23 protein-coding genes are annotated in these 25,463 nt (G+C 29.6%); 22 read left to right on the top strand and 1 reads right to left on the bottom strand.

Annotation, left to right across the window (positions count from 1 at the left end; translation table 11 throughout):
* Positions 1-33 precede the first annotated feature (33 nt).
* The 22 genes from ARA56_RS04490 (at position 34) to ARA56_RS04385 (ending at position 23,562) form a co-directional block, all read left to right on the top strand.
* Positions 34-1,275: a response regulator transcription factor gene (locus ARA56_RS04490; RefSeq protein ID WP_055264411.1), complete on the top strand. Its 1,242-nt coding sequence runs from the start codon at positions 34-36 to the stop codon at positions 1,273-1,275.
* A gap of 40 nt (positions 1,276-1,315) precedes the next feature.
* Positions 1,316-1,549: a hypothetical protein gene (locus ARA56_RS16925; RefSeq protein WP_055264409.1), complete on the top strand. Its 234-nt coding sequence runs from the start codon at positions 1,316-1,318 to the stop codon at positions 1,547-1,549.
* Positions 1,512-2,621, top strand: a complete 1,110-nt coding sequence (locus tag ARA56_RS04480; protein ID WP_055264407.1) for an ABC transporter substrate-binding protein — start codon at positions 1,512-1,514, stop codon at positions 2,619-2,621. Before ARA56_RS16925 ends, ARA56_RS04480 begins: the two co-directional genes overlap by 38 nt.
* A 131-nt stretch (positions 2,622-2,752) precedes the next feature.
* On the top strand, positions 2,753-3,658 hold the full coding sequence (locus ARA56_RS04475) for an ROK family protein (protein ID WP_055264405.1): 906 nt from the start codon (positions 2,753-2,755) through the stop codon (positions 3,656-3,658).
* A 199-nt stretch (positions 3,659-3,857) separates the two neighbouring features.
* Positions 3,858-4,457, top strand: a complete 600-nt coding sequence (locus tag ARA56_RS04470; protein ID WP_055264403.1) for a serine/threonine-protein kinase — start codon at positions 3,858-3,860, stop codon at positions 4,455-4,457.
* 411 nt (positions 4,458-4,868) lie between these two features.
* The gene (gene eno, locus ARA56_RS04465) at positions 4,869-6,164 is read left to right on the top strand and encodes a phosphopyruvate hydratase (protein ID WP_055264401.1); all 1,296 of its coding nucleotides are present in this window, start codon (positions 4,869-4,871) and stop codon (positions 6,162-6,164) included.
* Between the two features lie 205 nt (positions 6,165-6,369).
* The gene (locus tag ARA56_RS04460) at positions 6,370-7,476 is read left to right on the top strand and encodes an SGNH/GDSL hydrolase family protein (protein ID WP_055264399.1); all 1,107 of its coding nucleotides are present in this window, start codon (positions 6,370-6,372) and stop codon (positions 7,474-7,476) included.
* A 13-nt stretch (positions 7,477-7,489) separates the two neighbouring features.
* Complete coding sequence (locus ARA56_RS04455) at positions 7,490-8,572, top strand: SGNH/GDSL hydrolase family protein (protein WP_055264397.1); 1,083 nt, start codon at positions 7,490-7,492, stop codon at positions 8,570-8,572.
* Between the two features lie 155 nt (positions 8,573-8,727).
* The gene (locus tag ARA56_RS04450; protein WP_055264395.1) at positions 8,728-9,741 is read left to right on the top strand and encodes a glycoside hydrolase family 130 protein; all 1,014 of its coding nucleotides are present in this window, start codon (positions 8,728-8,730) and stop codon (positions 9,739-9,741) included.
* Positions 9,742-9,971: 230 nt separating this feature from the next.
* The gene (gene secG / locus ARA56_RS04445; RefSeq protein WP_055264393.1) at positions 9,972-10,202 is read left to right on the top strand and encodes a preprotein translocase subunit SecG; all 231 of its coding nucleotides are present in this window, start codon (positions 9,972-9,974) and stop codon (positions 10,200-10,202) included.
* Positions 10,203-10,380: 178 nt separating this feature from the next.
* Entirely contained in the window at positions 10,381-12,606 is a 2,226-nt protein-coding gene (gene rnr, locus ARA56_RS04440) for a ribonuclease R (RefSeq protein WP_055264391.1), read from the top strand.
* Positions 12,607-12,764: 158 nt separating this feature from the next.
* Positions 12,765-13,235 (top strand): SsrA-binding protein SmpB, encoded by a 471-nt coding sequence (gene smpB / locus ARA56_RS04435; RefSeq protein WP_055264389.1) that lies wholly within the window; start codon positions 12,765-12,767, stop codon positions 13,233-13,235.
* A 281-nt stretch (positions 13,236-13,516) separates the two neighbouring features.
* Complete coding sequence (locus ARA56_RS04430) at positions 13,517-14,116, top strand: RDD family protein (RefSeq protein WP_055264387.1); 600 nt, start codon at positions 13,517-13,519, stop codon at positions 14,114-14,116.
* A gap of 60 nt (positions 14,117-14,176) precedes the next feature.
* Entirely contained in the window at positions 14,177-14,500 is a 324-nt protein-coding gene (locus ARA56_RS04425) for a PTS sugar transporter subunit IIB (RefSeq protein WP_055264385.1), read from the top strand.
* 43 nt (positions 14,501-14,543) lie between these two features.
* Positions 14,544-15,923 carry a PTS sugar transporter subunit IIC gene (locus tag ARA56_RS04420; protein ID WP_055264383.1) on the top strand — a complete coding sequence of 460 codons (1,380 nt, stop codon included), beginning with the start codon at positions 14,544-14,546 and terminating at the stop codon, positions 15,921-15,923.
* Between the two features lie 12 nt (positions 15,924-15,935).
* Complete coding sequence (locus tag ARA56_RS04415) at positions 15,936-16,457, top strand: GrdB-related putative oxidoreductase (protein ID WP_055264381.1); 522 nt, start codon at positions 15,936-15,938, stop codon at positions 16,455-16,457.
* Between the two features lie 85 nt (positions 16,458-16,542).
* Positions 16,543-17,667 carry a Sapep family Mn(2+)-dependent dipeptidase gene (locus tag ARA56_RS04410; protein ID WP_055264379.1) on the top strand — a complete coding sequence of 375 codons (1,125 nt, stop codon included), beginning with the start codon at positions 16,543-16,545 and terminating at the stop codon, positions 17,665-17,667.
* 23 nt (positions 17,668-17,690) lie between these two features.
* Positions 17,691-18,761, top strand: a complete 1,071-nt coding sequence (locus tag ARA56_RS04405) for a M42 family metallopeptidase (RefSeq protein WP_055264376.1) — start codon at positions 17,691-17,693, stop codon at positions 18,759-18,761.
* 37 nt (positions 18,762-18,798) lie between these two features.
* Positions 18,799-19,905 carry a M42 family metallopeptidase gene (locus tag ARA56_RS04400; RefSeq protein WP_055264374.1) on the top strand — a complete coding sequence of 369 codons (1,107 nt, stop codon included), beginning with the start codon at positions 18,799-18,801 and terminating at the stop codon, positions 19,903-19,905.
* A 389-nt stretch (positions 19,906-20,294) separates the two neighbouring features.
* Positions 20,295-21,137, top strand: coding sequence for a fumarate hydratase (locus ARA56_RS04395; protein WP_055264372.1), 843 nt, complete (start codon positions 20,295-20,297; stop codon positions 21,135-21,137).
* A gap of 2 nt (positions 21,138-21,139) precedes the next feature.
* Entirely contained in the window at positions 21,140-21,697 is a 558-nt protein-coding gene (locus ARA56_RS04390) for a Fe-S-containing hydro-lyase (RefSeq protein WP_055264370.1), read from the top strand.
* Between the two features lie 482 nt (positions 21,698-22,179).
* Complete coding sequence (locus ARA56_RS04385) at positions 22,180-23,562, top strand: aspartate ammonia-lyase (protein ID WP_055264368.1); 1,383 nt, start codon at positions 22,180-22,182, stop codon at positions 23,560-23,562.
* 139 nt (positions 23,563-23,701) lie between these two features.
* Here ARA56_RS04385 and ARA56_RS04380 read toward each other — a convergent pair whose 3' ends face one another.
* Positions 23,702-25,288 carry a sigma 54-interacting transcriptional regulator gene (locus tag ARA56_RS04380; RefSeq protein WP_055264366.1) on the bottom strand — a complete coding sequence of 529 codons (1,587 nt, stop codon included), beginning with the start codon at positions 25,286-25,288 and terminating at the stop codon, positions 23,702-23,704.
* Between the last annotated feature and the right edge of the window lie 175 nt (positions 25,289-25,463).

The following is a 25,463-nucleotide window of genomic DNA, read 5'->3' as shown; positions in this document are numbered from 1 at the left end:
TTATACTATAATTTATAAGCTTCAGGAGGAATTATGAAAATAGTAGTAGTAGATGATGATAAAATTATTAGATTAGGATTAACTAAGATAATAAAACGATTATTTGAACAACATGAAGTAATTTCAGACTTTAATAATGGGGCAGTTGCACTAGAATATTTAAGAGATAATAAAGTTGATTTGGTCATTACAGATATAAAGATGCCTATAATGACGGGAAGTGAATTAATAGAGAAGTCAGCAAAAGAATTGGACAACCCTCCTGTGTTTGTGGTTTTAAGTGGATATGATGAATTTACATATGTAAGAGATACAATGAAATCAGGAGCATTTAATTATTTACTTAAACCTATAAAGCAAGAAGAGCTTAAAAAGGTGATTGAAGAAGTAGAAGTTAAAATTAAAGAAAATAAGAAACAAGATAAGTTATTAAGTAAATCAATAGAGGTATTAAAAAAGGACTTTTTTAAACATATATTATTTTCAAACGTTGAAACAAATTATAAAACAGACCGATCACTTTTAGAGAATATACAGTTAAATGAAAATTATAAGTATAAGATGACAATTGTTCAGAGAGATGGAAATAATGATAAGACAATAATAAGTAATTTTATAAGAGATATATTAGAGTTAAATAAAGATGTAGAATATTTATCTTTTTATTTTGAAGATAACGTATATATAGTGTTCTATCTAGAATGTAGCGAAGTAAATTTAATTAATAAATTAACAGAAGATATTATAAGTAAAGCTGACAGCTTAGTTGAAAACGATAAGAATGTATTTATTATTGAATATACTGATAAAGTTTGGCAGTTACGTGAACAGTCAAGGCTTTTTAGAAAGTTAAAAAATAATATTAGTAGTGAAAGTAAGGCCAAAAAGTATATTTTAAGTTTATCAGAAGAAATGAATAATAATATATATGATGAGAATGAAAAAACAAATGTTACAGCTATAAAATTGGCGAAGCAGTATATTATTAAAAACTTCAATAAAAATATAACACTTAAAGAAGTGGCGGATGAAGTGTTTTTAAGTCAGAATTATTTATCAGAGCTATTTAAAAAGGAGATGGGGGAAGGGTTCTATGATTTCCTTTCTAGATATAGGATACAGGTTGCAAAAGATTTATTATTAACAACAAATCTGAGGGTTTATGAAATAGCAGAAAATGTGGGATATAACGATTCTATAACTTTTGGAAGAGCATTTAAGAAGATAACAGGAGCAACACCAAATAGTTTTAGAAATAATAGGGTGAGTGAATAAGAGTAATATTTATTAAGTATTATGAAAGAGGTTAGAATTTATGAATAAACATAAAATGAAGAGAATCTTACTAGGTGTATATCTTATGATTATTAGTAGTATTTTTATTAGTTGTACAGCTATATATAAAAATAATATTAATGATATAACTGCTAAAGGTGATGAGGAATTAGAAGGAACAATACGGTTTGTTAGTAATAGAACTGATAAAAAAGCAGAATTAGAAGCTTTAATTAGTGATTTTGAAGAAATGCATCCAGGGGGTAAAAGTTGAACTGGAGCTTATCGGAGATGCAGAAGAGATACTTCAAAGAAAGGCTACAGTAGGTGAATTATCAGATATAACGTTAGTTCCTGCAGCTATAAAGATAAGTGAATATAGTAAGTATTTTATGCCTTTAGATGGATTGGGGTTTGATGAAGATAGTATATATAATTATTCTAGTGGGATTGGTAGTGATGGGAAATTATACAATATAGATAGTTCTATATCATGGAATGGAGTTTTATATAATAAAAAAGTTTTTGAAGAAGCAGGTATTGAAGGTATACCAAGGACAAATGAAGAATTTTTTGAAGTTTGTAAAAAAATAAAAGCAATAAATAAGGTTCCTATGGCTATAAATTATAAAAATAGTTGGACAATGAGTACGTGGATAGATACATTACCATATGCATTTAATAATAAGTTTGAAGATGAAGTTATATTAAATTCAGTAAATATACTAGAAGAAGGGAATGGATTATATAAATCTTTAAACTTCATAAGGACAATAGTTCAAGAGGGATATTGTGAAGAGGATTTATTAAATTATGAATGGGAGCAATGTAAAAAAGATATAAAAAATGGAGAAGTAGCTATGATATTTTGGAATTCTAACTATAAATATCAATTAGAGGATATAGGAATGAATGTCGAAGATATAGGAATTTTTCCATTACCAGAAATTAATGAAATAATAGTTTACGGTGATTATAGGTTTGGAATTTCTAAGAATACAAAGTACCCTGAAGCAGCAAAAACATTTTTTAAATTTATTTTTGAAGATGATAGATATGCAGATGCAGTGAATATATTACCAATATCAAAGAATAGTGATAAAAGTAAAAATTTTCTTAAGGAAATTCAAAGTTTTGATATACCTGTTATAATTCACGATAATATTATTGATTATGGAGAAGATTATATAAATATTAATCATGAAAAATATGATAGCTTAAGAAAGCTAACTGGATTAAATTATACCTTTGTACAAGAGTATATTGTAAGTGATAATGTAGAAGAATTAAGTAATGATTTAAATAATAGATGGAATGAGCTAAAGTCTAAAGAAATGTTAAATTAGATAAATATATACTGTGCTTAAGAAAATATATACAAAAATAAAGAGTTGTCTAGCACAATATTGTATTTTTGAATATTAGATAATAAATTTTAAGTAAAGGTTTAAAAATATAAATAGAATGGAGTTATAGTATGAGTAATTATATTGCATTTGATATAGGAGGATCATCTGTAAAATGGTCTATAATAAATTTAAATGGAGAATTTTTAGAGAATGGAAAAATATCTATTCCTAAAACTATAGAGGAATTTTTTAAAGCTATTGCAGATAAGGTTAATGAGTTAAAGGACAAGTATCAGTTAGAGGGAGTAGCTATAAGTGCACCAGGAGCTGTAGATTCAGTAAGCGGAATAATAGGAGGAATGAGTGCATTACCATATATTCATGGGCCAAATTTTAAAGTCATTTTAAATGAAATGACTAGCTTACCAATTGAAATCGAAAATGATGCAAATTGTGCAGCTTTAGGTGAATGCTGGAGAGGGGCTGCAATGGATGCAAATGATTCTGCTTTTGTAGTTTGTGGAACTGGTATTGGAGGAGCCTTAATTAAGGATAAAAAAATTCATACAGGAATCCATAAACATGGTGGAGAGTTTGGATATTGCTTCGTAGATATAGATGTTGTAAATAAAAAATATTTATCTTGGAGTAGAGCGGGATCAACATTTGCAGTAGCAAAAGCTATCGCAGATAGAAAAGGGATAAATATAGATGAATTTAATGGAGTTAAAGCATTTGAATTGTATGATAATGGTGATGAGATAGCTATTGAAGAGGTAAATAAATTCTTTAGATATATGGCTATTGGAATATATAACATTCAATATACTTATGATCCAGAAGTAATAATACTAGGTGGAGCTATTTGTGAAAGAGAAGGATTTTTAGAAGAGGTTAATAAGAAGATAGATGAAGTAATGAATAATAATGATGATGCAACAATTAGACCATTAGTTAGAATATGTAAATATGGAAATAATGCAAATAAGTTAGGTGCATTATATAATTTTCTACAAAAACAAGATTTAATTTAAAATTAGACTCTGTTAGATTTTTTCTAACAGAGCCTAAACCTTTAATAAGAATTATATACAAATAAGTTATTGGTCTTGGAGTAATGCATATAAGAATAGATATAAATTTATATTTGTCATAATAGATAAATATCACTAATTGAATATTATATTAATATTAATAATATAATAGTACAAATACTTAATAAGGTAGGGTGTGATGGCTAGAACATATGCATATTCAGCGGATTTTGATAAAGAAGTGGAAAACCTTTTTAGAGAAGCAGAATTTTTAGGTGAAGGTCATAATGGGATTGTATATGAGGTACCAGGAAATAAGGCCTTAAAAATATTTTTAGAAAAAAAGATTTGTAAGGAAGAAGCTGATATTTTAGAAAAAGTAAGGAGATCAAAATATTTTCCCAAAATATATAGCCGAGGAGATTATTATATCTTAAGAGAAAAAGTTGATGGTATGAGATTAGACCATTATATTGAGCAATATGGATTGACTGAAAAATTATCATATAACCTATATAAATTGATTAAAGAGTTTGAGGAATTAAGATTTACCAAATTAGATATAAGATGTAGAGATGTTTATGTAGGTGATGATGAAAGGGTAATGGTTATAGATCCTAAGCAATGTTATAGAAGGAAAGTATCTTATCCAAGACATTTGATGAAGGGGCTAAATGGAATAAATGTACTTGATCAGTTTCTAAACTATGTGGAGAGATTTGATAAAAAAACCAGTCTTGAGTGGGGAAAGAAGATGGAACAATATTACTATAAGCAAGATAATGAGGAAATAGTTTAACTGATTAATAGAAAATGTAGAATTTATAATTACTTAGTGAGTTTGAATTGCAACTTCTAAAAATAAAGCTAGCATTTGTGTTAGCTTTATTTTTTATACCTTAAAAAATTTTATAAAATAAGATAACTGTTTTTTAACATTATCAGGGTATTTTTAATGAATATTATCCTAGGCTGTGGATAAAATAAACAAGAGAGATTTATTGGAAGTTACATCTTTGACCATAAAGGAGAAGATGTTTCATAAGTGAAGTTCCAAATTTTAATTTGGTAAGCTGAACTTACACATTCGACATTAAGGAGAAGGTGTTTCATAACTGAAAATCAAAATTTTATATTTTACAATTGAAAGTTACATCTTCGACAATAAAGGAGAAGATGTTTCACTTATAAATTAAGGAGGAGACATGTAATGAAAAATTTCGTGGAAATAGTTGATGTAGTAGCAAGACAAATACTTGATTCAAGATGTTTTCCAACTGTAGAAGTTGAGGTATATCTAGAAGATGGAACTGTAGGAAGAGCTGCTGTACCATCAGGAGCATCAACAGGAATATATGAAGCTGTTGAATTAAGAGATGGTGATAAATCTAAATTCATGGGTAAAAGTGTACTTAAAGCTGTTGAAAATGTTAATGATACAATAGCTGAAGAATTAATAGGATGTAACGTATTTGACCAAACTTATATAGACAAAATATTAATAGAGTTAGATGGAACTAACAATAAAGGTAAGTTAGGGGCTAATGCAATACTAGGAGTATCTCTTGCTGTTGCTCAAGCTGCTGCAAACTATTTAGGCTTACCTTTATATCAATACGTTGGAGGAGTAAATGCGAAGGTTTTACCAGTTCCAATGATGAATATTATAAATGGTGGATCTCATGCAGATAACTCTGTTGATTTACAAGAATTTATGGTTATGCCTGTAGGGTTTGAATCTTTTGATACAGCAGTTCAAGCATGTGCAGAAGTTTATCATGCATTAAAGAAAACTTTAAATGATAAAGGATATGCTACTGGTGTTGGAGATGAAGGTGGATTTGCACCTAACTTAAAGTCAAATGCAGAAGCTATCGAAGTTATTTTGGAAGCTATTAAGAAAGCTGGTTATGAACCAGGAAAAGAAATGTTTATAGCTATAGATGCAGCATCTTCTGAATACTATAAAGATGGTAAATATGTTTTAGAACATGAAGGAAAGACTTTAACAGCTGCTGAAATGGTAGATTTCTTAGAAGATTGGGTTAACAAGTATCCAATCATATCTATTGAAGACGGTATGGCAGAAGAAGACTGGGAAGGTTGGAAGCTATTAACAGAAAGACTTGGAAAGAAAGTTCAATTAGTTGGTGATGACTTATTTGTTACTAACACTGAAAGATTAGAAGAAGGAATTAAAAAGGGAGTTGCAAACTCTATTCTTATAAAATTAAACCAAATTGGTACTTTAACAGAAACTTTAAATGCTATAGAAATGGCTAATAGAGCAGGATACACAGCAGTTATTTCTCATAGAAGTGGTGAAACAGAAGATACAACTATCGCAGATTTAGTTGTTGCTGTTAATGCTGGTCAAATTAAGACTGGAGCACCTGCAAGATCTGAAAGAGTTGCTAAGTACAATCAATTAATAAGAATAGCTGAAGAACTTGACGATGTTGCTGAATATCGTGGAAGAAAAGCATTCTTTAATATTAAAGAATAATATATTTAGGAGCTACAAAAGTAGCTCCTTTTTCATTCAATTAATATAAACAGTAATTACTATTTATAGTATAAAAATATGATTTTAATAGATGTAATTGTTTAATATGTATAATAAAAATATAAAAATAACTATTTTAGATTTCAAATTATAATGAAATATTTCTATAAGAATATTAAATTAGTAGAAAGCGTAGGTGGATATTATGGGGAGAATAGCAAGTGAAGAAATGTTAAAAGAATCTTTAGTATATAGAGGAGATACGTATAAAGTTAAAAAGGTATTTGAAAAAGCTGATAGAGGAGAAGATATTACAGTAGCTTTTATAGGTGGATCAATAACGCAAGGATGTAATGCTACAATTCATGAAAACTGTTATGCAAACAGAACTTATTTATGGTTTAAAAATAGATTCCCTAAAATTAACGTAACGTATTTGAACGCAGGAATAGGGGCTACAGGTTCTATAATAGGAGTTCATAGAGTAGAAAATCAAGTTTTAAGTAAAAATCCTGATATAGTATTTGTAGATTTTGCTGTTAATGATAAAGATAATAAATACAATAAAATAGCTTATGATAGTTTAATAAGAAGAATATTAACTCATAATAGTAAGCCAGCTGTAGTTGAGGTATTTATGAGTACTGATATTTTAGGAAATGTTCAAGAGCAACAGATAGAGATAGGAAAAAGATATAATGTTCCAATGGTTAGCTTTAGAGATGCTATTAGAACTGAGATAAGTAATGGAAATTTGAAGTGGAATGAAGTGGCTTCTGATGAGGTACATCCAAATGATAAAGGACATAAGATAATTTCTGAGTTATTGATTAATTTATTAGAAAGCATAGATAGAGACGATGATATAAAGGGAAATGAAGACAAAATAATTGGACAACCTGTTTTTGGTGAAGATTATATTAAAGGACAGATTTTAAATTCTGATAGTGTTGAAGTTATATGTACTAAAGGAATGGTAGTAGATACTGAAGGATTCCAAGGTTTTAAAAATGGTTGGACTATTGATTCAGATTTCTCTAGTGAAGGTAACTTAAAGTTAGAGGTAGAAGGAAAAAATATATTTGTACTATATAAGAAATTAATAAAAGACACTGCAGGAAGTTTTGATGTTAAGATTAATGGAAATTATATCAAGAATATAAATAGCTATTTTGAAGGTGGATGGGGTGATTATTCAGAAACTGAAGTTTTAATAGAAGGAGATAAGAAAGAAAGATATACAATTGAGTTTTTAGTAGATAGTAATAATATATATAAAGAAATATATATTATGGGGTTATTAGTATCATAGAAGGAGAGAATTTATGCGTTTAGAAAACCTTGATAAAGATAAATATGCGTTAATAGAAGCAGATAATCCTAATTATCAATATATGGGGAGAGTAGATTTTGAAAATCCTAAAGCTCCGACTATCATTTATGCTGGAAGTACAATTAGAACAAAATTTACAGGAACGTCATTAAAGATAGCTATTAACAATAATGGTGGAGGGTACGAAAGTGCCATTGGATTTATTATTGATGGAAATATTACAGGGAAAGTAGTTATAGAAGAACATGGCAAAGATATTATTTTAAATGTTGCAGAAGGACTTAAAGAAGGAATTCATGATTTAGTCCTATATAAGAGAGCTTCCGCTTGTCATTATTTTGATTTTTACGGAGTAATTTTAGATAAGTGGTGTTGTATAAAAGCCCCAGAAGAAAAAAGTAATAGAAGAATTGAATGCTTTGGAGATTCTGTTTCGGCAGGAGAAGTTTCAGAAGCTCTAGATTATGTGGGAAAAGTAGATCCAGAAGGACATGAAGGAACATTATCTAATTCATGGTATTCATATTCTATGATGACAGCGAGAAATTTAGGAGCAGAAATTAATAATATTGCTCAAGGTGGAATTGCAGTAATGAATGGAACTGGATACTTTAATCCTGATAGGGGATATTTAGGATTAGAATCAACTTATGACAAATTAAGATATAATCCAGAATTAGGCTATTGCAATGAGTGGGATTTCTCAAATTATATTCCTCATGTAGTAATAATGGCACTTGGGCAGAATGATGCACATCCATATGACTATATAGATGAAGATAAAGAAAAAAGAGAACTATGGAAAGCAAAATATAAAAATATTATTTTAGATTTAAGAAGCAAATATCCAGAGGCTTTATTTGTTATTATAACTACTATTTTATGTCATAACAAAGGTTGGGATGATGCCTTAGATGAAATGACAAATGATATAAATGATGAAAAGATAGTTAGATTTAAATTTAAAAGAAATGGTTTAGGAACACCAGGGCATATAAGAATACCAGAGGCAGAGGAAATGGCTAATGAATTAACTAGTTTTATAAAAAGCTTTGGAGATGATATTTGGAGTTAATAAAATATGTAGTTTTTATGATATATATACAATAATTATGGTGATATATAAAAGTAGTTAAATTAATAAATTAAATATAGTAAAGTTTAGACATAGGTTATTATTTTATTATTGAATATTGTGCAAAACGTATACAGATTGAGGGGGAAAAGAAAATGGTAAAAATAATAGGTAGTGAATTGAAAAACATTCCTTGGCAAGATAAACCAGAAGGGTATGAAGGCGTTGTTTGGAGACATAGTGCAAATCCAATTATAGGATGGAACCCTACAAAGAAAACAGCAAGAATTTTTAATAGTGCAGTAGTACCATATGAAGATGGATTTATAGTAATATTTAGAGCAGACCATAAACATGGTAAACCACAATTGCATTTAGGAAGAAGTAAAGATGGATTAAAGTGGGATATTGAAGATGAAGAAATTCATTGGAAAGATGAAGCTGGGAATGATTATCAACCAAATTATTCTTATGATCCGAGATTAGTAAAAATAGAAGACACTTATTATATAGTTTGGTGCGCTGAATTTGGAGGAGCAGCTTTAGGTTTAGGAATGACAAAGGATTTTAAGGAGTTTACAAGACTTGAAAATCCATTTATTCCATTCAATAGAAATGGAGTATTATTTCCAAGAAAGATTAATGATAAATATATGTTATTAAGTAGGCCAAGTGATAGTGGACATACTCCATTTGGAGATATATTCTTAAGTGAAAGTCCAGATTTAGTTCACTGGGGTAAACATAGAAGAGTAATGTCTAAAGGTGGTTCAGGTTGGTGGCAAGGAACTAAGATTGGTGGAGGAGCAATTCCAATAGAAACTACTGAAGGATGGTTACTATTCTACCATGGTGTTTCAGGAACTTGTAATGGATTTGTGTATAGTATGGGTGCTGCAATCTTAGATAAAGATAATCCAAGCAAGGTTTTATATAGAACTAGAGATTACTTGTTAACTCCTGAAAAGGACTATGAAACTACAGGATTTGTACCTAATGTGGCATTCCCTTGTGCAACTTTACATGATGCAGAAACAGGAAGAATAGCGATTTACTATGGAGCAGCAGACACATATGTAGCTGTAGCTTATGCTCAAGTTGATGAGTTAGTTAAATATATTAAAGAAAATTCAGAGCTAGTATACGGTGATGATATAGAATTTAGATAGTATAAAGAGGTGATCTTTTAATAGGTCATCTCTTTTATGCTCAGTAAAATTATAAACATAAAAAGAATGGAAATATTAACATAAAATCGTAGGAGTAAGAGCAAATAAAAAATATTAAATTTGCTGCTCGATTATGGATGTATTTGTAAAATGACTTGTGTTTTAATTATTATTATGTTATCATTGATTCATATGAATACAAATAAAAGTGATAATTGGGAGGTGTAACCGTGAAAAGTTTTTTATTTGTTTTAGAAGCGGTTTTAGGATTAATAGTTGTAGTATCAATATTAATGCAAAAAAGTAAAGCTGATGCTTTAAGTGGACTTATACAAGGTAGTAAAAGCGAAACTTTCTTTGCTAAAAATAAAGCAAAGACTAAGGAAGCGATGTTAGCAAAGATAACTATAATCTCAATGCTTTTATTTGCTATAAATACAGTAGCTTTAAATTTACTTTAATATATGATAGACCACCTACAACTAGGTGGTCTATTTTATTTTGCAATAAATTATAAAGGTTAGAATTTACAACGAGTGCTTTGAATAAAAATATATTACTGTGGTACTATAATAAATGACTGGGGAATGAAAATTATGGGAATAATTATAGTGATGAAATATGGAGGAAAATTTATATATGGGAATTAAAGAAACGTTATTAAATTTTATGAGAGAAGAAGCGTATAGACCTATGGATATTCAGGAACTAGTTTCAGTATTTGATATAAATCCTGATGAATATAAGGATTTTAAAAATGCTCTAAAAGTAATGGAGTTAGAAGGTCTTATTGTTAGAACTAAAAAAGATAGATTTGCAGTACCAGAAAGAATTGGATTAGTGCAAGGAAGAATAGAAACTCATAAAAAGGGATTTGGATTTTTAATAGCAGAAACTGAAGGAGAGCCAGATGTATTTATACCGAGTTCTTCAATGAATGGTGCTATGAATGGTGACAGAGTTATTGTACAAATAACTAGAGAAGATAGAAATGGTAGAAAGAAAGAGGGAGAAGTAGTAGAAGTTATTGAAAGAGCTAATACTACTATAATTGGAGTTTACGAAGATAGCAGAAACTTTGGGTTTGTAGTTCCAGAAGATACAAGAATAAATCAAGATATTTTTGTATCTAAAAAAGATAAAAATGGAGCTAACCATGGAGATGTAGTTATAGTTAAAGTAACTAAGTGGCCAGATGGAAGAAGAAGTCCAGAAGGGATAGTTAAAGAGGTACTAGGTAAAAAAGGTGATAGAGGATTAGATATATTAACTATAATTAAGAAGTTTGGATTACCAGAAGAATTTCCACCAAAGGTACTAAGTTATGCTGAGGGAATTTCTGAAGAGATAGATGAAAAAGAAATTAGAAGAAGAAAAGATATAAGAAATTTAAGAATGGTTACTATAGATGGAGAAGATGCTAAAGATTTAGATGATGCCGTATCTATAGAAAGAATGGATAATGGAAGATATAAATTAGGAGTGCATATAGCTGACGTAACTCATTACGTAAAAGAAAAGAATCCTCTAGATAAGGAAGCTTTAAAAAGAGGAACTTCAGTATATTTAATAGACAGAGTTATTCCAATGTTACCGAAGAAGCTTTCTAATGGAATATGTTCATTAAATCCTAAGGTAGATAGACTTGCATTAAGTTGTTTTATGATAATTGATGATAAAGGTAAGGTTTTAAATCATGAGATAGCAGAAACTGTTATAAGAACTTCTGAAAGAATGACTTATACAGACGTTACTAAAATATTAAAGGATAAAGATGAAGAACTTATAAAGAAATATGACTATCTTGTAGATGATTTTAAGACAATGGAAGAGCTTTGCTTAATCTTAAGAGAAAAGAGAATGAGAAGAGGAGCAATAGACTTTAACTTTGAAGAGTCTAAGATAATATTAAATGAAAATGGTAAGCCGATAGATATTAGACCTTATGAAAGAGAAATAGCAAATAGAATAATAGAAGAGTTTATGCTTGTATGTAACGAAACTATTGCTGAGGCTATGTTCTGGAATAATATACCGTTTGTTTATAGAGTTCACGAAGATCCAGATGAAGAGAAGCTAGATAGATTCAGAGAATTTATTTATAATCTTGGATATACCATGAAGCCAACTCAAGATATACATCCAAGAATGTTACAAGAGGTGTTGGAAAAAGTAAAAGGTAAAAAAGAAGAAGTAGTAGTTAGTACTCTTTTATTAAGAAGTATGATGAAAGCAAAATATACTCCAGAATGTACTTCACACTTTGGATTAGCTGCTAGATATTATTGTCACTTTACTTCACCAATACGTAGATATCCAGACTTACAAATTCATAGAATTATTAAAGAATTTTTAAATGGTAAGATAGATGAAAAGAGAACTGAAAAGCTTACTACTATAGTAGAAATTGCAGCTAAGATGTCTTCAGATACAGAAAGAATAGCTGAAGAAGCAGAAAGAGAAGTTGATGACTTAAAGAAAGCTGAATATATGATGGATAGAATTGGAGAAGAATTTGAAGGTATTATATCTTCTGTTACATCATTTGGAATATTTGTAGAGCTTCCTAACACAGTAGAAGGACTTGTTCATATAACAGATTTAGATGATGATTACTATGTTTATGATGAACAACACTTAATGCTTTTAGGTCAAAGAAGTAAAAAAATATATAGACTTGGAGATTCAGTAAAGGTTGTTTGTAGCAGAGTAGATATAGACAACAGAGAAATATTCTTTGATATACTTGAAAGTGAAAATGATAGACAAGAAATAATTCCAAGTGATGAAACAGCTTCGATAATAGCAGAAGTTAAAAAGGAATTTGGGGTTCAAGAAACTATAGAGCCTGAAGATGAAGAGTAATTAAGATTTAAATGGAGAGAGTTAATAGTTAATGAATAAAGCCAGCTGTTGTTGACTTTAAGCAACAACTATTAACTTTTCTCCCGTAACTATTAACTTTTTAATAATATGCATGTTATAATTAATAAAAACGTATTGTAATGAAGTGGGTGAGATTAATGGCAAGAATTAAAAATAGTAATTCTTTAGCTGAAAATAGAAAAGCTCGTCATGATTATTTTGTTGAGGAAACAATGGAGGCGGGAATTGAATTAGTAGGTACAGAAGTTAAATCTATTAGAAATGGAAAATGTAACTTAAAGGATTGTTATGCAGATGTTAAAAATGGCGAGATATTTATTTTAAATATGCATATAAGTCCTTATGAACAAGGGAATATATTTAATGTAGATCCTTTAAGAGAAAGAAAGTTATTACTTCATAAGGAGCAAATAGGAAGATTAGCAGGTTTAGTATCTAGAGAAGGATATACATTAGTGCCTCTATCTTTATATTTAAAAAATGGTAGAGTAAAAGTTGCTCTTGGAATTTGTAGAGGTAAAAAGAACTACGATAAGAGGGACTCTATGCTTGAAAAAGCTCATAAGAGAGATATTGAAAGAGAAATGAAAAATAGAAATAGATATTAATTTATAAAACAGATCAATTAAAATTGGTCTGTTTTTTTGTGCGCGCAGATAATGTATCATTTTGCCGAAAAATAATGTGTAATTACAATAATAAAAACAATACACTATGACTTGAAAACTTGTGTAAACATTTAATTAGTGTGTTTATATGGATACAGTTTCTAAAAATGTATTAAAAATATTATTGATTTATAAGGGGTTTTAAGTTTGGCACGGTAATTGCTTATATAATAAGTGAGATTTCAAATAATTAAAAAGTATTAATGCGTTGGAGGAATTATATGAAAAAACGAAAGATGAATAAATTTCAAAAAGCAGTACTAGATAGAGTTGGAATAAAGAAAGTTAGCAAGATTAGAAGAGGATTGGCAGTAGGTGTTGATTGGTATTTATCTAGTATGTTTGCTTCAATTCCTATCTTATATATATATAGTGTTGTAAGTGGAAAAGCTGAAACACCAACATCGTTAGCATTAATGAAGCCAGGAGTAGGTATTGTTGCTGGAATGATGGGGATTATGATTGTTTCATTATATTATATAGTCATTCCATTAAAGAAAAATAAAGGACAAACTTTAGGAAAAAGACTTTTGGGAATAAAGGTAGTTCAAGATGATGGAAGTGATGTTAATGCAAAAGTTTTATTAAAGCGTGAGATATTAGGAGTAGCATTAATAGAAGGCGGAATAGTTGCTAGTAGTAAGTATTTTAGAGAAATATTATTAGTTATTGGACTAAGTAAAGTTTATGAAATATTAGTGGTGTTAGCGATGATAATACCATTTGTATCAATAGTAATAATGTTATTTAGTAAAAATAGCAAAATGATTCATGACTTTATTGGTAGAACTAAAGTAGTTGAAATTGCAGAAGGAAAATAATTAGTTAAGATATAAATAAAATTTATATAAATTATATTAACGTTTTAGGAGGAGATTTAAATGAAAAAATTCTATTTATTCTGTAGCGCTGGTATGTCTACAAGTTTATTAGCAAGTAAAATGCAAAAGGCAGCAGATGCTCACAAATTACCAATAGAGGTTAAAGCATTTCCTATAGGAACAATGGGGGACATAATAGAAAAATACAATCCAGATTGTATTTTATTAGGACCACAAGTTAAGTATCTATTAGATGATACAAAACAAAGATATGGACACCTTAATAAGCCAATATTTGTAATTGATATGCAAGATTACGGTGTTATGGATGGGGAAAAAGTACTAAAAACAGCTATTATGCATTATAAAAAACAAGCTAAATAATGCTTAATAAATAAATACCAAAGAAATAAAAGGGGATGAAAATATGTTTTCTACATTAGAAAAAATACTTATGCCTGTAGCTGATAAGCTAGGGAAAAACAAAATTCTGGTTGCAATTAGAGATGGTTTCTTAATTACAACACCATTAATAATTGTCGGGTCAATATTCTTATTAATAGCTAACTTCCCAATACCAGGATGGGGAGAGATGGTTGCTAAATTCTTAGGTGAAGGTTGGCAAACATGGTTTACAAACGTTTCAAGAGCTACATTTAATGTAATTGCATTATTAAGCTGTATGGGTACTGGTTACTCATATGCTAGAGAGCTTAAGGGAGATAAGATTCAAGGTGCTGCAATAGCGCTAGTATCATTCTTCATAGTTATGCCTACAAGAATACCATATGTTGGAGTTGATGGAGCTGCAACAATAAGTGGTTTAGGATTTGAATATATAGGATCAAATGGTCTATTTTTAGCACTTATGATTTCATTATCATCAGTATACATTTTCAACTGGGTATATAAAAAGGGTTGGACAATAAAGATGCCTGAAGGGGTTCCTCCAGCAGTTTGTGATTCATTTGCAGCATTAATTCCAAGTGCAATAGTTATGACTTTATTCTTCCTAGTAAGAATAGGATTTGAATTTACTCCATATGAAACTGCTCATAACTTCATTTACCAAGTACTACAAACACCATTACAAGGAGCAGGTAATACATTAGCAGCTCAATTAGTTTATGTATTTGCATGTTCAGGGTTCTGGTTCTTTGGAATCAATGGACCAGCAGTTGCAAACACTGTATTTGAACCAATAAGTAAGATTTTAACAATGGAAAACTTAGAAGCATTCCAAGCAGGTTTACCATTACCAAACATATTTACATCATCATTTGGTAACTTCTTTACTAATTACGGTGGTGGAGGAAGTACACTTTCTCTAGTAATAGTAATGTTATTATTCTGTAAATCAAAGAGAATTAAACAATTAGGTAAGTTAGCAATAGTTCCAGGTATATTTGGAATAAATGAGCCAATTATATTCGGATTACCAATAGTATTAAACCCAGTATTAATATTCCCATTCATATTTGTTCCAATGATGAATATAACACTTTCATACTTTGTAACTAAAGCAGGAATTATACCATATACAACAGGGGTTGCATTACCATGGACAACACCAATAGGTATTTCAGGTTACTTAGCAACTGGTAGTATAATCGCATCAGGATGGCAGTTCTTATTATTATTTACTGGATGTTTAATATACTTCCCATTCATAAAGATGTTAGATAAGCAATATTTACAAGAAGAAGATAATGCTAAAAACAATAATTCAGGTGAGTTATCATTTGATGAAGTAGCTTTAGAAGATATTTCTTTAGATGATATATCATTAGATGATATAGAACTTTAGGAGGATTTATTAATGAAGGTTTTAATGATATTTGATCAAACTCAAGCAGGGTTAGGTGGTAAGGAAAATCCTAATCTAGAGTTAGGAGGAAAGATGATGCCTATAGGTTCTGCAAGTATGTTAGAACCTGCATTAAAAGAAGTAGATGGAAAAGTTGTTGCAACGCTTTATTGCGGAGATGGATTCTTTGATGAAAACAAGCAAGAAGTAACTAAAAAGATTATAGCAATGACTCAAAAAATTAATCCAGATGTAATAATATGTGGACCAGCATACAACTACAAAGGATATGCAAAAATGTGTGCTGTGTTAGCTAAAGCTTTAAACAGATATACAAAAATTCCAGCAATTGCAGCAATGTCACAAGAAAATGATGAAACAATTGCAGAATATAAAGATGTAATCAATATAGTTAAGATGCCTAAAAAGGGTGGAACTGGACTAAATGATTCATTGAGAAATATTTGTAGACTAGCTAAGAAAAAAGCTAATGGGGAAGATGTAACAGAGTACGCAAAACAAATATGTTATTAATTTAATAATGGTAGTCTAAGTATATCTTAGGCTACCATATTGTATATAAAAAATTGGAAATATAAAATTTTAGGTGGAGAGCAGTATGGAGAATATATTAAATATTAAGATTGATGAAAATAAAGATAAAATGATTAATCATATTATAGATGTAGTAAAAATACCAAGTGTTGAAAGTGAAGCTGTTGATGGTGCGCCATTTGGTGAAGAAGTAAATAATGCTCTTCTTAAAGCACTTGAAATATCTGAAGAACTTGGATTTAAAACTAAAAATATAGATGGATATATGGGATATGCAGAGTTCGGAGAAGGTGAAGATTACGTTGGTGTTTTTGGACATTTAGATGTAGTTCCAGAAGGAGAAGGGTGGATTAATCCACCATATAGTGGACATATAGAAGATGGGAAGATATTTAGTAGAGGTGTTTTAGATAATAAAGGACCTATAATGTCAGCTTTATATGGATTATATGCAATAAAAGAAAGTGGCTTAAAGTTAACTAAGCCAGTAAGAATAGTATTTGGTACTGATGAAGAAAGTGGATTTGAAGATTTAAATTATTATTTAAGTAAGGAAAAACCACCAGTAATGGGATTTACTCCAGATTGTAAATATCCTGTTGTATATGGTGAAAGAGGAAGAGCGAAAATAAGAGTTAAAGTTGATATAGATAATGAAAATAGAGTTCAAAGAACAAGAGAGTTCTTTGATTTTGTAAATAAATACATTTTAAGTAGTAAAGATAATGGGGAAAGACTTGGTATCAATTATGATGATAAAGAGTTTGGAACTATGGTTATGAGAGGATACTCATTAGATAACGATGAAAATAGCTTAGGATTTAATTTAGCATTAAGTTATCCAGCAGTAGCAACAATAGATGAAATAATGAAGCAAATAAGATCAAAAGCTACAGAAAATGTAGAGATTGAACTTTTACACAACTACAATCCAGTAAAGTTTGAAAAAGACTGTTTCTTAGTTAAATCACTTCAAGATGCATACGAAGATATAACTGGATTAGATGGAACTCCTGTAACTACAACTGGAGGAACTTATGCGAAAGCTATGCCTAATATAGTTCCATTTGGACCATCATTCCCAGGACAAAAGGGAATAGCTCATAATCCAAATGAGTATATGGATATAAGCGATATTATTTTAAATGCAAAAATTTATGCACAAGCACTTTATAGATTAGCAAAATAATTAACATAATAGGGGGATAAATAATGATTACAAATAAAACTTTAGAGTTAATGAGAGAGCTAACTCAAGTTATAGCTGTATCTGGAAATGAGATAAAAATATCTAAAATACTTCAAAATTATTATGGAAAGTATACAGATGAAATTGTATACGATAACTTAGGTTCAGTATACGGGGTTAAAAAATCTAAGAAGCCAAATGCACCGAAAGTTATGATTTCATCGCATATGGATGAAGTAGGATTTATAATAAAGGATTTTACTAAGAATGGATTAATAAAAGTATTATCTTTAGGTCCAGCTTGTAAGCAAGGGTTACTAGGGCAAAGAGTTAGAGTTATGACTAATGATGGAGAAGAGTATAAAGGTACAATAGTAGCTAAATCAAATAGTGATAAGGATAAAGTATTAGATGCTGATAAGATATTAATAGATATAGGTGCATCATCAATAGAAGATTTTTCATCATTAGGAATTAGACTTGGTGATTCTATAGTCATTGATGGAAGTTTTGAAGTTCTTGCAACAGGAAAAAGAATTATGTCTAAAGCATGGAATAGCCGTTATGGATGTGCTTTAGGTGTAGAAATATTAGAAGCATTAAAAGATGTAGAACTTGATGTTGATTTATATGTTGGTTGTACAGTACAACATGAAGTAGGACTTAGAGGATCACAAACTGCTACAAATTTAATTTCTCCTGATTTAGCTATAGTTCTAGATTGCTTAACTGCAGATGATATAAGTGGAGATTCTGATGCTGTTGGTAAGCTTGGAGAAGGTGTACTTATTAACTTCTATGATAAATCAATGATGCCAAACAGAGCTTTATTAAATCACCTAATGACTATATGTAAAAATAATGGTATACCAAATCAATTCTACTACTCAATGTGTGATGGAGATGGTGGTTGGATACATAAATTACTAAGAGGATGTCCTACACTAAATGCATGTATTTGTGCTAGAAATGTTGAAAATAATAGTTCAATAATTGATGTAAATGACTATTTAGCTGCAAGAGAATCTGTTACTAAAGTTGTTAAGTCATTAAATACAGAGATGATAGAGATGTTTAGAACTGAAAATAGATAATTTTTAGTTTTATGAATCTTCATGGAGGAAATTTAAGATGAGTTTATCAAAGGAAAGTTCAATATATGATGTAGACTTAGATATGTTAAGGGAACTAAGTGAAGCAGATGGTATTTCAGGATGTGAAAAAGAAGTAAGTAGAGTTATGAAGAAATACTTGGAAAAGTATTCTGATGAAATCTCTTACGATAACCTTGGGTCAATAATAGGACTTAAAAAAGGTAAAGAAGATGGGCCTAAGATAATGATAGCTGGTCATTTAGATGAAGTTGGGTTTATTGTTAGAGATATAGATAAAGATGGGTATGTTAAACTTTTACCTGTAGGGGGATGGTGGGGGCATGTTCTTCCATCACAAAGACTTATAATAACTACATCTGAAGGTAAGAAAATAGTAGGAGTTGTGGGTTCTAGAGCTCCTCATGGTATGCCTGCAAAAGAGAAGGAAAAAGTTATTTTACCTAAAGACTTACATCTAGACTTAGGTGTAGATAATAGAGAAGAAGTAGAAGCTTTAGGAATACAAATAGGTGATATGATAACACCTGATACTAAGTTTGAGGTTATGAATAATCCGAATTATTTACTTGGTAAAGCTTGGGATGATAGAATAGGTGCAGCTGTTGCTATTGATGTTTTAAGAGAGTTAGATGGAGTAGAACATGATGCTAATGTATATTCTGTAGGAACTGTTCAAGAAGAGGTTGGGATAAGAGGGGCTAGGACAGCTACTGCAAATATTAAACCAGATATAGCATTTGCTTTAGATGTTACTACTGCAAAAGATACACCGATGGATAAAGGTGGAGCTAAATTAGGTGGAGGAATAATTCTTAGTGTATTAGATTCATTATCTTTAGCTAATAGAGGATTATTAAACAAGCTAGAAGCTATAGCAAGCGAAGTGGGATTAGAGTTAAATTACGATTTTATGGTAGCTGGTGGAACAGATACTGCTAATATACATAAGAGCTTTGATGGAATAATAGCTATGACATTATCAATTCCTACAAGATATATGCATTCACACAGATTAGTTATACATCGTAGAGATTATGTAGAAACTGTTAAAATAATAGCTGAATTCTGTAAGAGGGTAGACAGAGAACTACTTGAAGAGATAAGATTAAATAATAGAAGATAAGTGAGATTCAAAATTTAAATTTTACAAATCGAACTTACTCATTCGACGAGAGGAGAAGGAGTTTCCTTCTTTATAGAGCAGATGTTGATATGCTATATCCACTTCGACACTGATTCAATAATATAAGAATTTCTATTATTTCTTACATAAGAATTGCTAAAGTTTTAAAACTCGCTAAGCTCAAATAGTTAAAACTTTTAAACACAATTCTTATTCCAGAAATAATGTAATTCTAAATATTAGTTCATATGTGTCTGCGTAAATATATTCTATCAACAAAAATTTATAAAAAATTAATATAAACTATAATTAGGAATTTAAATATGTGAGGAGGTATAATTTATACCTCCTCATAAACAATATATTTTAAAAAGTTTTTGGAGGGGAAAATGAGAGAAGTTAGCGTTGAGAAGATAATTGATACAGTAAAAGAATTATGTATTGAGTCAAATTACTATTTAGGTGATGATATAAGAAATGGATTAAAAGATAGTATTGAAAAGGAAGAGTATCCTTTAGCTAATGATGTGTTAAAAAAGATATATTTAAATGCTGATATAGCAAGAGATAATAATATGCCTATATGTCAAGATACAGGGATGGCTTGTGTTTTTGTAGAGTTAGGACAAGATGTTCATATTACAGGTGGTAGCTTAGAGGATGCAATTAATGAAGGCGTTAGAAGAGGATATGAGGAAGGGTTTTTAAGGAAGTCAGTTGTAAAAGATCCTTTAAATAGGGTAAATACAAAGGATAATACTCCTGCAATAATATACTATGATATAGTTAAAGGTGATAAAGTAAAAATAACAGTTGCACCAAAGGGATTTGGTTCAGAAAATATGAGTAGAATTGCTATGCTTAAACCTTCAGATGGAATAGAGGGTGTTAAGAAATTTATATTAGAAACAGTTGAAAATGCAGGACCTAACCCATGTCCACCAATGGTTGTTGGAGTAGGTATAGGTGGAACTTTTGATAAAGCAGCATATTTAGCAAAGAAAGCATTACTTAGACCAATTGATCAAAGTAGTGAAATAGAATTTTATAAAGAATTAGAAGAAGAATTAATAGAAGAAATAAATAAATTAGGAATTGGACCACAAGGGTTTGGAGGAAGAACTACAGCATTAGGAATTAATATTGAAGTATATCCAACTCATATAGCAGGTTTACCTGTAGCAGTTAATATAAATTGTCATGCAACTAGGCATAAGGAAAGAGAGGTTTAAATATGGAAATAAGATTAGAAACTCCATTAACTTATGATAAGATTAAAGATCTTAAAGCTGGAGACTCTGTATTATTATCTGGAGTAATATATTCAGCAAGAGATGCAGCACATAAAAGATTAATTGAATTATTAGAAGCGGGAAAAGAACTTCCTATTGAGATAAAGGACCAAACTATATATTATGTTGGACCATCGCCAGAAAAGCCAGGACAAGTCATAGGCTCAGCAGGACCTACAACTAGTTATAGAATGGATGACTATACACCTCAATTACTTAACTTAGGCTTAAAAGGTATGATAGGTAAAGGTAAGAGAAATGACGAAGTAGTAAAATCAATAGTAGAAAATAAAGCTGTATACTTTGGAGCAATAGGTGGAGCTGCAGCTTTAATGGCACAAAGGGTAGAAGAGTGTGAAATTGTAGCTTACGAAGATTTAGGAGCAGAGGCTATAAGAAAAATAAGAATAAAGGACTTACCGCTTATAGTTATTATAGATTCAGAAGGGAATAATCTTTATAAGATAGGAAGAGAGGAGTACTTGAAGTTAAAAAGATAGTATAGAATAAACTGCGCAGAATAAAGAAAGTATGCATTTTATTTATATAAGTGATTATTTTACTGACTTTAATTAAAGTTATTAAATATAAACAAATATATTAACGCATTAAAAAAACGAAGTTTGAAAATATAAAGATAAAATTACAAAAACATTTATAGGTTAAGCAGATTAAAGAGAATAATCTATATAAGATAGATCTATCAATGTAACGAATATTTTATGGTTAAGGATAGATGGTATGTAAATAGTGTATTTTATCTAAAAGTCACAAGATTTAAGTGTGTTATCTTAACCAAATAACTCTTAAAAATCTACACAGTATTTTTTAGTGTGTAGGTTTTTGTTTTTATGTTGAGTTAAAAGAGTTATTTATTAAAAAAATACTAAGAAAAACCGTAGGAAAATTAAAATGGCACGGCTTTTGCTAAAGTAAATAGTATAGATATTTATTTTAAAGATTACTTTAGGAGGAAATAACAATGGATTTTAGAGTAGAAAGAGATTCTATTGGAACTAAGGAAATAGTTAAGGACGCTTATTATGGAGTACAAAGTTTAAGAGGGTATGAAAATTTCAGAATTACAGGTTTAAATGTTGATGAAAGGTTTGTAAAGGATTTAGCTATTGTTAAAAAGGCGTGTGCTATTGCAAATATGAAAGCTGGTGAATTAAAAGAAGAATTAGCTAATGCTATTGTAACAGCATGTGATGAAGTTATTGCTGGACAATTTATAGACCAATTTATTATAGATCCTATTCAAGGGGGAGCAGGCACCTCTTTAAACATGAATATGAATGAGCTAATTGCAAATAGAGCAAATGAGATATTAGGTCATTCAAAAGGTGAATATTATCCAATACATCCAAATGATCATGTAAATATGGGACAATCTACAAATGATGTTATACCAACAGCAGGAAGTATAACAGCCTATAAATATTTAGTTAAATGTGTTGATAATCTTAAGGCATTAGAAATTGCTTTTAGTGAAAAAGCAAGAGAGTTTGCAGATATAGTTAAAATGGGAAGAACAGAAATGCAAGATGCAGTTCCAATAAGTTTAGGAGCTGAATTTAAAGCTTTCTCAAGAGCTATAGGAAGAGATGTTAAGAGAATAGATGCTGTTAAAGAAGAGCTATTAGGAGTTAACTTAGGTGGTACAGCAGTAGGAACTGGTATTACAGCAAGTAGAAAGTATATGGATACAGTTGTTGATGAATTAAGCAATGTATCTGGATTAAATGTTTATCAAGTGGAAGATTTAATTGATGGAACTCAAAATTTAGATAAATATTCAGAAGTATCATCTCAATTAAAGACTTGTGCAGTTAATATAAGCAAAATTGCTGGAGATTTAATACTTATGTCTTCAGGGCCAAGAACAGGATTTGGAGAGATAAAGTTGCCATCAAAACAGAATGGTTCTTCAATAATGCCAGGAAAGGTAAACCCTGTTTTACCAGAAGTAATGAAGCAAATAGCGTTTCAAATAATGGGAAATGATTTAACTATATCTATGGCTGTTCAATCAGGACAACTAGAGTTAAATGCATTCTATCCAGTATTAATATATAACCTATATCAATCAATTAATATTTTATCTAATGGGGTAGATACATTTATAAATAATTGTGTTTTAGGAATTGAACCAAATGTTAAGAGATGTAAAGAGTTGGTTGAAGGAAGTATAGGGATTGTAACAGCTTTAGCTCCAGTATTAGGATATGAAAAGGCTGCAGCAATAGCTAAAAAAGCACTTTATACAGGAAAACAAGTTAAAGAAGTTGCTGAAGAAGAATCAGAGCTTAGCTCTTCAGAAATTGTAAGCTTATTAAATGTTGAAAAAATGCTAACTTACTAAAACTTAAACATAAACATGATAAAAGGCTGTTGTGTAAGCACAGCCTTTTATTTTATTTAAGAGCTAACAGTTAATAGTTTAGAGTTAATTCTTAAGTGTTTGATATGAATCTGCTATAGCTAACCTTTATCTAACGTAGTTACTGATTTATATAAATACAAAATAGTACTAAAAATAGCACTTCAACTGAAGAAATATTTATATTATATGTTTTTTCCATAACAGATGTAATATCAAATGCTAAATTGTATTCTTTATTGAAACAAGACTTTAATCTATTTAGTACAGGTAATGGATTAAAGTTTAGCAAATTTATTCTGTCATAAATTAAATCAATATGAATCTTGAAAAATTCTTCGATTCTACTAGTTTCAAAAGCTCTTTTTATAGAATCATTGCTTGCTGAAACTTCATCTACAAATTGCTTAAATGCAGAGTCATTTAATGAAAATCTATAATTACTTTTATTATCATTAATAATATTTAAATATATTTCAAAAAGATTATTTATAGTTTCTCTAGGAGTATCCTTATTTATCACGATATTATCTATGTTTTTTATTAAGTTTGTAAAACAACCTAATATAACATGACGTTGTTTTACATAAGAGTGACTTGTGATTTCTGTACTTGCATCATATGTAATATATCCATGTTCAAAGTTTAGAGAATTTAATAATTCTTTTTCTTCTATTAATGGAGAGTTAGACATACTCTTAATAAGCTCTGGTAAATCAGGACTATTAATTTTAAGTTGTTTCTTATTATTTATAAAATAATCAGAGAAGGCATTTGCAACAACTAAGGTAATATCGTTTTTTAGCTGACCTATATTATATTGGCAATGATATGATAATAGACATAACATTGCGTTGTATGAAACTAATATTGGTTTATCTAATTTCAAACTTTCTTCTTTTAAAAAGTACTCAATTAAAGTTAATCTTTCTTCAAGAAGTCTTTCATTAAGTCCGGGAAGACTTATTTTTATAGGTATTCTTCTTATGAAAGTATCTAATAAAGATGAGTTTATATCTTTATTAGTTGCACAAATAATTCTTGTAGTTGATTTTAGCTGTTTAGAAACTTCACCAAACCTTTTGAAATATCCTGTATCCATATATACAAATAGCATTTCTTGACCTTCGCTTGGAAGGTTGTGTATTTCGTCTAAGAATAAGAAGCCACCATCAGCTTGTTCAATTAGACCAGGTCTATCTTCATTAGCTCCAGTAAATGTACCTTTTTTAACTCCAAAAAGATGTGCACTTAACAATTGTGGATTGTTAGAGTAATCTGAACAATTAAAATGTACAAAAGGCATCGTTTCAGATGGCGAAAGTGATTGTGCATATTCGTACATAAGTTTTGCAAGCATTGATTTACCAACGCCTGTATCACCTATTATAAGTGAATTCATACCATTTGGTGGATAAATAATAGAAGTTTTAGCAAGTTTAATTGCTGGTGCTAATGATGGATATAAATAAGCAAGATTATCTATAGAAGATCTCGCAGAAAAATTTATGACATTAGGCGAATTCAAAAAATATTTTACTGGCCTTGATGAATTTTTGTAAAGTTTACCTAGTGAAACTAGTTTGTTTAAATCTTTACTAACGTTAGAACGTTCTAGGTTTAATGTTTTACTTATTTCTATAGTAGTAACACCTTGTCCTTTATCAAGACGTTCTATAGAGTTTAGGATTAGATCAATTCTCTTCATAAAGCTCACCCCTCAGATGTAATTGTATACAACGAATCTTATCTATAGTGTTAATTTGTGTGTTAATTTAAAAAAGTGTGTCGATTTTCCTAATAAACAATTGAATATGTATTATTTTACAACACTCTTACAATAGAAATCAATGGGTAATTATGTTGGCATAAAAATTGCTAAA

Source organism: Clostridium disporicum (assembly GCF_001405015.1).
Classification (GTDB): Bacteria; Bacillota; Clostridia; order Clostridiales; family Clostridiaceae; genus Clostridium; species Clostridium disporicum_B.
The sequence above is the reverse complement of the archived record's forward strand: the minus strand, read 5'-3'. Positions and strand labels throughout refer to the sequence as shown.